The following is an 11,022-nucleotide window of genomic DNA, read 5'->3' on the forward strand; positions in this document are numbered from 1 at the left end:
TTAAAAACAGGCTCAGAATGCTCATTTATTAAGCATAAACTGTGCTCTCTCACCTGCTTTTACTTTGTATCGACTGCTTCGAAAAACGTTTTTCAACGGCCTGCTAGGGAACTGATCTTATGCGAACTCATCAAAAAAACAAAGAGATTGTGAGGCTTACATAAGACCAATCCTTCTTGCAGGTTACAGATCACTAGCTATATTACGGACGTACACAGCTTGAATCTTCGCGAATTACGTGAATCTTGTCAGCAGCAAGCCCTGTGAGATTGGTGCGAATACCGGAAGGCCAATTAACAACTACCGATTCGGCAATTACATTTTTTGCCAGACCAAAATGAAGCCGGCGATCGTCTTGAACGCCATTGCGCATACCTCCCGCCTGTAGACGGCCCTGTTTGTGTCCGCCGGCCGTGACTACAACCCGCGCACCGATACCATCGCGATTAGATTGACAACCAACCAGATCGATCTTTAACCAATGATTACTTCCGCCCATGTTGCGCAAAAGATATTGGCGGCCGGAATTAAATGGGTATTCAAGTCTTCCTCCGTCGGTAACGAGCAGATCAAGATAGCCATCATTGTTGTAGTCCGCCACGCTGACTCTTCCTCCGCCGATGCCAATATTTCTGGTGCCTGCTCCGCCCGCATTGGGCACGGGGAAAAATGCTCCCCCGATATTTTCGAGAAGGATATTTTGCTTGTTGCGAAGCCCATTAGCGCATGTAACGTAAACATCGAGATCCATGTCATTGTCGAAATCACCGACAGCGATCGAACGACATGCATCCGCGAAGTCATACCCAAAATTATCAGCAACGATAAATTCACCTGCGCGTCGAGATACCATTACCAGCTTGCTACTATGATTTTTAGTCCAAAATTCACGCCCATCCGAAACCACTTTCTCAAATGCAGTATCGATTGATTCAAATTTTGCTCGAAATGACTTTGGTCCACGAATCTCGACTCGCCATTGCCCGATACTTGGTATCCAGCCAGCGTAAATGCCGGGCGATGTCTGCAACTTTGATTTCACGATGCCGTTCATGTCAGGGTTGGTGGCGTCCAACATCAATTCGAGGGTATATCGTTGCTCGCCGTCGACAACCTCGGGAACAAGTGCTGCCAGGTTACTGCCTGACTCACCGACATGTACCATGTCAAGAGTCCAGGGTTCAAATGCTCCATAAATCCGGATAGTTAATTGGGTGGGCCCTTGAAGCCAGAAATTCAGACTTCCTTTTGCTATAGACGAGAGTCCGTGGGTATCGACAGTAACCAGACGGCGAGTTTTTTGGTCAAGTATCCATGAATTTACCGTTGGGGCCGCTAAAACTAGTAGATCATCTTCCAGGTTTCCATCAAAGTCAGCAACCGCCACATCCTGCAAGTATCTGAATTTTGGTCGGGTTGTTCCAAGTATGGGTAACGGCGTAGTGTTGCCTAAGCGATAAAGTTCCTGGGGATAAAATATCCAGCCGGATGTTAACAGGTGCACAGCAGAATCGAAGTAAGCCAATTGGGTAAACTCACCGTTAGTATTTTTTGTCATGCCGGGTGCGGGGGCAAAAGTTCCGTCACTTTTCTGCAACATCAATTGGCTGGGTCCTAGGTTGTCAAATGGACGTTTCACATTGGTCATATAAAGATCCAGCATGCCATCATTATTCCAGTCCAGCCACAAGGGTGTCCGTCCACGTCCAAAATTATCATTCAGTCCAAGCACTGCAGCTTCATCAATCAGTCTGCCCGCATGATTAACGTAAAACGCCTTATTGTCGGCAGCAATACCGCCTCGGTTTCCGTAAAGTTCTATCAGATCCAGGTCGCCATCATTGTCAAAATCTGCCCAAGCGCCGCCATGAGCATCACGGAAGGGATCTCCTTCCCAAAATTCATTCAGCCTCTCACTGAAGGTGCCATTACCATTATTTATATACAATTGGGGTTTATTCGTGTGGTTGCCGATCCAGATATCTAGCCAGCCGTCACCATTAAAGTCGCCCCAGGCTGAACCATACCCCGTGTGAAGGGAAGTTGTAAGACCAGCGGATTGAGTTTGATCTTTAAATACAATGTCAGCACTTAATGACTGAGTCCCTCCGAGAAAACATACAGCAGCACAATAGGTTATTGCTTTTTTAAGCTCAATCATTCGTTCGCTCTCTAAGTAATGGTTATATTTTTTATAATATGAGTAACTTAAATATATAGCGAGTGACAAGCTGCGATAACTTGTAGTTGTAATGTACTAATTATGTCCTGGTGTGTGTAGGAATATATTGATTTACAAGGGTAATAATTTTACAATTTGTGGGATTAACAGATTCAGAATGCTAGCCTAAGATACGTTTAGGCAAGCTACAGACAAATGAGAGTATTTGCAAAATGCTTCAAAAAATGTGAAGTTTTTATACCTTTTATTCTTGTGATCAATCAAGAAATTTATCTTATAGTTTCTTCGCGAAATAGCCGGAAAATGATCGTCCTGTCGGTTTATACCATTTAAGAAGGCGCATTTTTTTATAATGCTGTGTGGACAGTCTATTGATATACTCTTGGAAATCTTGACTCTGAGCCAACATGCTTAATTATCAGAAGGTTCGCTCCACAGTATAACTGACTATGAAAATCGAAATATGGTGCTGTAATTGCCGTTGTGCCAGCGGTTTGTTCTTCACTACCTTATCCGGGGCTTTTTTAATGTCGCGTGCTTTCAAGGTTTCGTAGTGTTTTATGATGATAGAAAACTTTGTTCTCATTAAGTACGAGTATCCGATTCGATCTTGGCTTTATTATGCAGTGTCAGCAGTAGTTTCAACGGTTCACACCAAGCCACTGTTTTCAACCAGACGTATGCTGTTTATAGGCAGAAACAGATTTACCATCCTTTTTAACCCAGCGTGACTTTGCATCTACACCATTTTCAATGATGCGTATGGCTTGCTTTGCCCCTTTTTCATCGTTTTGATCTTCCTAGTCAGCAACTACTTGATACGATGCCGGGTCTTTTGTTTGTGCGGGTTGTGCGTGATACTGGCGACGACATGATAGTCCTGAGTCACCATGATGTGGTGCCCTGAATTTGTTGAGTAATTTTCTTCAGTAAATCATCCCAGGCATGTGCTTGTGTTAATTGTGTCCCAAGACGAAACAGTGCCGAGCGATCTTGCGCATCAACTTCTTGATTCAAGTCCAAGAGCAGCCTTACGTGCAGATTCGGGTTGGCCATGTATGCACACGGGTTCATCACTGAGTCCATCGTGTCAAGATTCCTATCAGCAACACATTTTGGAACAATTGCGACCTCGGATAGGCAGGGCAACCTATGGCATCAGATAAGATGGCATAGTGTTCAGCGATTGCTTTTTCTATCGGTGTCCAATCAATCGGGCAATCGATTTAATTGAGAGAATTTCCTTTGCAAGTGCGGCGGGTGACATCAGATTCTGAGAATTCGTAAATATTAATTCAATTCCATGACTTAAAATAGTATTATCCAACCTCGTGCATTCTCAATGCACCTTTATTCGGGTAAAGATCTATAAGTTTTAATATTACGTCAGAATTTATGATGGATCGTTTGAAGGAATATAACCGGCAGGTTGCTCCGCACCCGAGCCAAAGAAGTGTGCTTCCAGTTGTTCGGTTAAGTATTTGCGCGCTTTTACATCCGAAAGATTTAAGCGATTTTCGTTGACTAGCATGGTTTGGTGTTCGATCCATTGATGCCATGCTTCTTTGGAAACGTTCTCAAAGATACGTTTTCCTAATTCTCCGGGGTAAGTTTGGAAATCCAGACCTTCGGCTTCTCGACCCAGCTTGATGCATTTAACCATTCTTGTCATTTGTGCTCCAGATTTATCAAAACGATGTTCAAAAAGAAAAAGTCCTCATTATGAGATGCTCATTTCGCCGAGTAAACAGTAGTGTATATTATGCAATAAAGCTACAAGTATTTGATTAATACTTTCGAGCGGCGTTGGTAATTGTATAGATTCTGCTTGGTTTGCGGTAATTCGGCTGTCGTGGCATGGCTGAAGCCGCGCTCAATAAACCAGTGTGTCGCGTGTGTAGTAAGTACAAATAAGGTATGGATACCTTGGGAGGCGGCTTCTTTTTCGATATGTTTGAGCAGATGGTTTCCGTGTCCCTGATCGCGATAATCTGGATGGATTGCCAGGCAGGCAAGTTCGCAGGAGCTTTCCTCGGGAAATGGATAAAGAGCGGCGCAACCCAGCATGATGCCGTCATGCTCAAGCACTGTAAAACGGTCAATTTCAATTTCAAGTAATTCACGGCTGCGCCTGACTAGAATGCCTTCGGCTTCCAATGGTTCAATCAACTGCAGGATGCCGCCAACATCTTCAATTCTAGCTTTTCTGAGCGCTTGCAGTGTTTCTTGCGATATCATTGTACCGATGCCATGGTGTGTGAAAAGCTCTTGCAGTATGGCGCCATCACTATAATGACTGATTAAGTGCGTGCGTGTCACACCCATTTCACAGGCTTTGGTAGCCGATTGTAGCAATGACTGAATCATATCCGGGACTAACGAATTTGAAGCAGGAGCTTTGTTTTTTAATAATAACTTGCTTTCTGCGACGGTGAGCTCGCGCGGCAGTGCTCCCAACATTTCAGTATCGGATGAGCTGCAATCTACGGCATCCAGTAGAAAAATCAGTTTTTCGGCATTGAGTGCTATCGCGACTTCTGTCGCTACATTCTCCATTGTCAAATTGAAGATTTCACCCGTTGGTGAGTAGCCTAACGGTGAAATCAATACTACGTCACCTTGCTCTAAACACGAATGAATTGCTTGCGCATTGATCTTGCGTACTTTCCCGGTGTGCATCAGGTCAACACCTTGTATGATCCCATGCGGACATGCGGTGACAAAGTTCCCACTGTTGACACGTATAGCCGCATTGGCCATTGGTGAATTGGGTAACCCCATCGACAGCAATGCAGCAATTTCATGATGCACACGCCCCACAGCTTCTTTGACACATTGCAATGCGGCAGGGTCAGTTACACGAATGCCCAAGAGTGTTTTGGTTTCCAATTGCGACTCATCCAGACGCAGTTGAATTTGCGGACGTGCACCATGTACCAATACCAATCTGACACCAAGACTGGCGAGCAAGTTGATATCGTGAATGAAGTGAACAAATTTTGCATCAGTGATCATTTCACCACCAAAACCGAAGACAAAAACTTTGCCACGGAATGCATGGATATAAGGTGCGACTGAACGAAACCAGGAAACAAATTCAGTCGTGGAATCCATTTTGCTGTTAGCAGTCATTATCAATAATCTCCCCAGAGAGCTTGCATGGCTGCAATCGTCGCTAAGGCCGCGCTTTCAGTGCGCAGTATGCGTTTCCCTAAACTTAGCGGACTGAAACCGGAATGTAAAATAGCTGTTTCTTCTTCTGGTGCAAATCCGCCTTCAGGTCCAATCACAAGTGCTATATTGGCATTAACGGGGGGAAAAGGGGTGTTTTTTAAACCTTCTGTGGCTCTGGTGGATAACATGAAATGAACATCCTGTGCAGAGCGTGCGGCTTTTTTTTGGCTCAGCCATTCTAATAGAGAAATTAACGGGAGTACTTGCGGTAGCTGGTTTCTGCCACATTGCTCGCAGGCGGAGATGATGATTTTCTTCCAGTGTTGAAGGCGTTTGTAAGAGCGTTCTTCGGATAAATGCACGATGCTGCGGGAAGTGTAAACTGGTTGAATGCAAGTTACACCGAATTCTACTGTTTTTTGTATGATCCAGTCCATTTTTTCGTTGACGCAAATGGCCTGGGCGAGTTCGATACGTAGCGGTGATTCCCGGTTGGTGTCGTGATAGGCATCTATTAATACCGTGGTGCTGGATTTGTTGATCGTTTTAATATGTGCAGAAAATTCTCCACCACGTCCATTAAATAACGTAATTGGATCATCATTTTTCAGTCGTAGCACCCGTGCTGCATGATGCTTGTTTTCAACTGATAATTTTAAAATTTCTCCTACGATAATTTCCTCAGGATGATAAAAGCGTGCGTGCATAGTGGGTCGGGTTCAGACAAGTGACGAATTCAATAAATGGACTCATGCTAATATAGCACGTTATGAATCTGACATTGTTTGACCGGTATATGGATTTTAAATACGGCAAGCTGAGAAATTATATCTACAACATTTTCAAGAGTAGGAGAATACTATATGGCAAGTTTGGAAACGCCGGTGTGTGATTTTGGCAGGAAAGCCATTGATTTTGATTTGCTGGGTGTCGACGGCAAGCGTTATAACCTGGCTTCTGTAAAAGGTGAGAATGGGCTGCTGGTGATGTTCATTTGCAATCATTGTCCGTATGTCAAGGCGGTACAAGATCGCATTATTCGAGATGTCAAAGAAATGAAGCTCCATGGTGTGAATGCCATCGCGATCATGTCCAATGATCCTGCGGATTATCCGGAGGATTCTTTTGAAAACATGGCCCTGATTGCTAAACAGTTAAATTATCCTTTTCCTTATGTCTGGGATGAAACTCAGGAAATAGCCAAACAATATGGAGCAGTGTGCACGCCCGATTTTTTTGGTTTCAATAATCAGTTGGAACTGCAATACCGCGGACGTCTGGATGCATCACGCAAAGAAGCGGCACCCGCAGATGTTCGCCGCGATTTGTTTCAAGCCATGGTGCAAGTTGCCAAAACCGGCCATGGCCCGGAAGAACAAATTCCCAGCATTGGTTGCTCAATAAAGTGGCGTTCGGAGTCATAGTGCTAGAAAATGTTATCACGGCAGTGAAGGAGGTTGCTCAGCAAGTCATTATGCCGCGTTATCTGCGTGTGGATCGACAGCTTAAAGCGGATGGCAGTTTCTTTACCGAAGCGGATATCGTGGCACAAAATGCTTTACTAGAAAAGTTACAGAAAATTCACCCAGCTGCCGCCATGGGCGAAGAAATGACCACACAGGAGCAGGAGGAGCAATGGATTAAGGGAGATAACGGATTGTGGAGTATAGATCCAATTGATGGTACTTCCAATTTCTTCAATGGGTTACCTTATTTTGCGATTTCAGTAGCTTTCATGGAGCAGGGAAAAGGTGTTCTGGGCGTGATTTATAATCCGGTGACCGATGAGATGTTTTATGCTACTCAAGGAGGGGGCGCTTTTTTGAATGGAATCGCGTTGCCGCTTAAACGATATGTCCCTACATTATCGAGCGCGATGGCGAATGTCGATTTGAAACGGCTTGACCGGAAGTTCGCAGCAAAAGTGGCCGCTTATCCGCCGTTCGCATCTCAGAGAAACTTTGGTGCTTGTGCGCTGGAATGGTGTTATGCCGCTGCAGGTTATTTTGATCTGTATTTGCACGGTGGGCAGAAACCTTGGGATTATGCGGCCGGATCTTTAATTCTCAAAGAAGCAGGTGGCAATATGTGCGGTTTTGAACACGATGATTATTGGGCGGGTTCACCGTGGCGTCGATCTGTAATCGCGGCATTGGATCCCGGGTTATTTATGCAGTGGCGGGACTGGGTGCGTGAGAATCGGAAGGAATAGGTAATAACACTTGAAAATTATTATCTTGGGTGCGGGCCAAGTTGGCTCGACAGTGGCGGAAAGTTTAGTGAGTGAAGCTAACGATATTACCATGGTCGATATTGATCCGCAGCGTTTGGCGCTGTTACAAGATCGTTTAGATTTGCGCACCGTGGTTGGCAATGCCTCGCATCCTTCCGTTTTAGATAATGCCGGTGCACATGATGCGGATATGGTGCTGGCGGTGACCGAGCACGATGAGACCAACCTGGTGGCGTGTAAGCTGGCGGCTACTTTATTTAACACGCCCACTAAAATTGCACGGATTCGATCGACTGAGTATTCGGCGTATCCGGAAATTTTCTCAACAGATAACTTCTGTGTTGATTTTGCCATTAGTCCTGAACAAATTCTAACAGAGTATATTGAGAAGTTGATTGAATTTCCCGGAGCGCTACAAGTACTTGATTTTGCATCCGGGAAAGTAAGCTTGGTTGCCGTGCGTGCATTAAAAGGCGGATCGCTGGTCGGGCAGCAATTGCAGGAATTACGTAAGCATGTTCCTAATGTGGATTCGCGTGTCGCCGCTATTTTCCGCAGAGATCGGCCGATCATCCCCGAGGGGGGGACTGTTATTGAAGCTGAGGATGAAGTATTTTTTATTGCTGCTACCGAAGATATCCGGATTGTAATGCGGGAACTGCGGAAAATGGATAAGCCGGTCAAACATGTAATGATCGCAGGTGGTGGAAGAATTGGCAGGAGACTTGGTGTAGCACTGGAAAAAGATTATCAGGTCAAGATTATTGAACGTAATCATCAGGCTTGTGAGCGTTTGGCGAGTGAATTGAGTGATGCGCTGATATTGCAGGGTGATGTGACAGATGAAACTTTGCTGGAAGATGAGAATATAGCAGAGATGGATATGTTCTGCGCGCTGACGAACGATGATGAAAACAATATCATGTCAGCCCTATTGGCAAAACGCATGGGAGCCCATAAAGTCATTGCATTGATTAATCGCGGTGCTTATGTGGACTTAGTGCAAAGCAGTGGAATAGATATTGCCATTTCACCGGCTCAAGTTACGATCGGTTCATTATTGGCTTACGTTCGCCATGGCGATGTTGTCGCCGTGCATAGCCTGCGGCGCGGCGCGGCGGAAGCATTGGAATTGGTGGCGCATGGTGATGCCCGATCGTCTCACGTGGTTGGACGTAGAATAGATGAGATTAAGTTGCCAAAAGGCGCGACAATAGGTGCTATCGTGCGTGGCTTGTCCAAATCGGAAGGACTATTTGTTATAAATACGCCATTAGAGCAAGAAGAAGTAGCTCACAAATCAAACAATGCTGTCAAAGTCATAATTGCGCATCATGACACAATTATCGAATCAGATGATCATGTGATTTTATTCGTGGTCAATAGAAAGATGATTCGCGAGGTAGAAAAGCTGTTTCAGGTTAATGTTGGTTTTCTGTAACTCAAAGTCACATGAATCGACTTTTTACTGTTGTAAATGTGTTGGGTAAGATGATACTGGTGTTTGGGCTGACAATGCTTATTCCGCTTGGATTGGCATTATGGGGCAATGACGGTGCGCAGTTTGTTTTTGAAGAGTCCATTGTAATTACTTTGAGTAGTGGTTTGGCTATGTGGTTAGCGACGCGTCGCTATAAACGTGAACTACAAACAAAAGACGGTTTCTTGCTGGTTGTGTTGGTTTGGTCGGTGTTGCCGGCTTTTGCTATGTTGCCATTGTTATTTTACTTGCCGGAACTCAATCTTAGTATGGCCTATTTTGAGGCGGTTTCTGGATTAACAGCTACTGGTGGCACGGTATTGTCCGGACTGGATAATCTGCCGCCCTCAATCAATTTATGGCGCGGCGAGATTGTTTGGCTTGGCGGAATGGGCTTGATCGTTTTGGCAGTTGCGATTTTGCCATTGTTGGGGGTAGGTGGTCGGCAGTTGCTAAATGCAGAAATACCCGGGCCCATGAAGGAGAATAAACTGACTCCACGTATTGCCGAGACAGCAAAAGGTTTATGGTCAATCTATGCAAGCCTGACTTTGTTATGTGCCATCGCATATAAATGGGCCGGCATGGATTGGTTCGATGCTGTTATGCACGCTTTTACGACTCTGGGCCTGGGCGGATTTTCATCGCATGATGCAAGCTATGCATACTGGGATTCGCCACTTATAGAGTCAGTAGCAATCCTCTTTATGTTGATTGCCGGAATAAATTTTGCGACACATTTTCTAGCTTGGCGAGCAAAAAGTGTAATTTCTTATCGCTATGACTCTGAGGTAAGCTGGTATGTGGTGATTATTTTATTCAGCTGCTTGGGATTAGCATTTTATCTATGGTTTAACAATGTTTATACCGAGCCACTGACTGCATTGCGTTATGCTGCCTTTAATATTGTTTCAGTTGCAACAACCACTGGCTATAGTAATGCAGATTACAGCTTGTGGCCTATGTTTGCTCCACTATGGATGTTATTTTTATCTGGCTTTTGCACTTCCTCAGGTTCTACCGGCGGTGGCATTAAAATGATTCGGGCTCGCATTCTGTATCAGCAGGTATACCGAGAAATCATTACGATCATGCATCCCAATGCTGTTATTCCAGCTAAGATAGGTCGAAGTGTTCTGGCCAATAGGATCATTTTCGCAGTGCTTGTGTTTTTATTTGTGTATTCCGCAAGTATTGTGCTTATGGCGCTAGCGCTGACATTAAGCGGCTTAGATGTCGTTACATCTTTTTCAGCAGCAGCAGCCTGCATCAATAACCTCGGTCCAGGTCTTGGTAGCATTGGGCCAGCAATGACTTATGCGTCGCTCACGGATCTTCAAATATGGGTATGTAGTTTTGCTATGCTATTGGGTAGATTGGAGTTTTTCACAGTGCTGGCCATATTTGTACCTGCTTTCTGGAGAAAATGAAATTTAACCGACTGAAAAACAATGGACAGTAAAAATTTGCCTTAAAGCAGTATAAACTTAATAGGAAAATTGCTAATAAGATATGTCGAATTTTGAAGCTGCCAAATAATCTTAAGGAACTTGCATGGCTAATCACGGTGTTCTGTCGGGTATTAAGGTTATGATTATTGATGACAGTAGCACGATTCGGAGGAGTGCTGAAATTTTCTTGAAGCCATTCGGATGTGTGGTTATTCAGGCAGAGAATGGTTTTGAAGCTATGTCAAAAATTGTAGATAATCACCCAGATATTATTTTTATTGATATCACTATGCCGCGATTGGATGGTTATCAAGCATGCATGTTAATTAAAAGGAATCCAATTTATCAGTCGATTCCTGTCATTATGTTATCGAGTAAAGATGGTTTATTTGATAAAGCTCGAGGAAGAATAGTAGGTTCCAACGATTATCTAACAAAACCATTTACCGCTGAAGGCTTACTGAGCATTATACGAAATTATATCGCATGATATATCACTCAC

The 11,022-nt window shown here is 44.4% G+C and carries 10 protein-coding genes; 5 read left to right on the plus strand and 5 right to left on the minus strand.

Annotation, left to right across the window (positions count from 1 at the left end):
• Positions 1-202: 202 nt before the first annotated feature.
• The 5 genes from C7H79_RS15400 to C7H79_RS15420 all read right to left on the minus strand — a co-directional run bounded on the left by C7H79_RS15400 (position 203) and on the right by C7H79_RS15420 (position 6,063).
• Positions 203-2,161, minus strand: coding sequence for a CRTAC1 family protein (locus tag C7H79_RS15400; protein WP_106708163.1), 1,959 nt, complete (start codon positions 2,159-2,161; stop codon positions 203-205).
• Positions 2,162-3,067: 906 nt separating this feature from the next.
• Entirely contained in the window at positions 3,068-3,256 is a 189-nt protein-coding gene (locus C7H79_RS15405; protein WP_147383631.1) for a hypothetical protein, read from the minus strand.
• Between the two features lie 319 nt (positions 3,257-3,575).
• Complete coding sequence (locus tag C7H79_RS15410) at positions 3,576-3,854, minus strand: oxidative damage protection protein (protein ID WP_106708165.1); 279 nt, start codon at positions 3,852-3,854, stop codon at positions 3,576-3,578.
• A 101-nt stretch (positions 3,855-3,955) separates the two neighbouring features.
• The gene (gene argA, locus C7H79_RS15415) at positions 3,956-5,314 is read right to left on the minus strand and encodes an amino-acid N-acetyltransferase (protein ID WP_242447332.1); all 1,359 of its coding nucleotides are present in this window, start codon (positions 5,312-5,314) and stop codon (positions 3,956-3,958) included.
• A gap of 2 nt (positions 5,315-5,316) precedes the next feature.
• Positions 5,317-6,063 (minus strand): 16S rRNA (uracil(1498)-N(3))-methyltransferase, encoded by a 747-nt coding sequence (locus C7H79_RS15420; RefSeq protein ID WP_106708166.1) that lies wholly within the window; start codon positions 6,061-6,063, stop codon positions 5,317-5,319.
• Positions 6,064-6,219: 156 nt separating this feature from the next.
• Here C7H79_RS15420 and C7H79_RS15425 point away from each other — a divergent pair, with 156 nt between their 5' ends.
• The 5 genes from C7H79_RS15425 to C7H79_RS15445 all read left to right on the plus strand — a co-directional run bounded on the left by C7H79_RS15425 (position 6,220) and on the right by C7H79_RS15445 (position 11,010).
• A complete protein-coding gene (locus C7H79_RS15425) occupies positions 6,220-6,780 on the plus strand; it encodes a thioredoxin family protein (protein ID WP_106708167.1) in 561 nt (186 codons plus the stop codon).
• The gene (locus C7H79_RS15430) at positions 6,780-7,568 is read left to right on the plus strand and encodes an inositol monophosphatase family protein (protein ID WP_106708168.1); all 789 of its coding nucleotides are present in this window, start codon (positions 6,780-6,782) and stop codon (positions 7,566-7,568) included. Before C7H79_RS15425 ends, C7H79_RS15430 begins: the two co-directional genes overlap by 1 nt.
• Positions 7,569-7,578: 10 nt before the next feature.
• Positions 7,579-9,030: a Trk system potassium transporter TrkA gene (trkA, locus tag C7H79_RS15435; RefSeq protein ID WP_106708169.1), complete on the plus strand. Its 1,452-nt coding sequence runs from the start codon at positions 7,579-7,581 to the stop codon at positions 9,028-9,030.
• 11 nt (positions 9,031-9,041) lie between these two features.
• Positions 9,042-10,499, plus strand: a complete 1,458-nt coding sequence (locus tag C7H79_RS15440; protein ID WP_106708170.1) for a TrkH family potassium uptake protein — start codon at positions 9,042-9,044, stop codon at positions 10,497-10,499.
• A 124-nt stretch (positions 10,500-10,623) separates the two neighbouring features.
• Positions 10,624-11,010, plus strand: coding sequence for a response regulator (locus C7H79_RS15445; RefSeq protein WP_106708171.1), 387 nt, complete (start codon positions 10,624-10,626; stop codon positions 11,008-11,010).
• The last annotated feature ends 12 nt before the right edge of the window (positions 11,011-11,022 follow it).

It is taken from the genome of Nitrosomonas supralitoralis (genome assembly GCF_003011925.2).
Classification (GTDB): domain Bacteria; phylum Pseudomonadota; class Gammaproteobacteria; order Burkholderiales; family Nitrosomonadaceae; genus Nitrosomonas; species Nitrosomonas supralitoralis.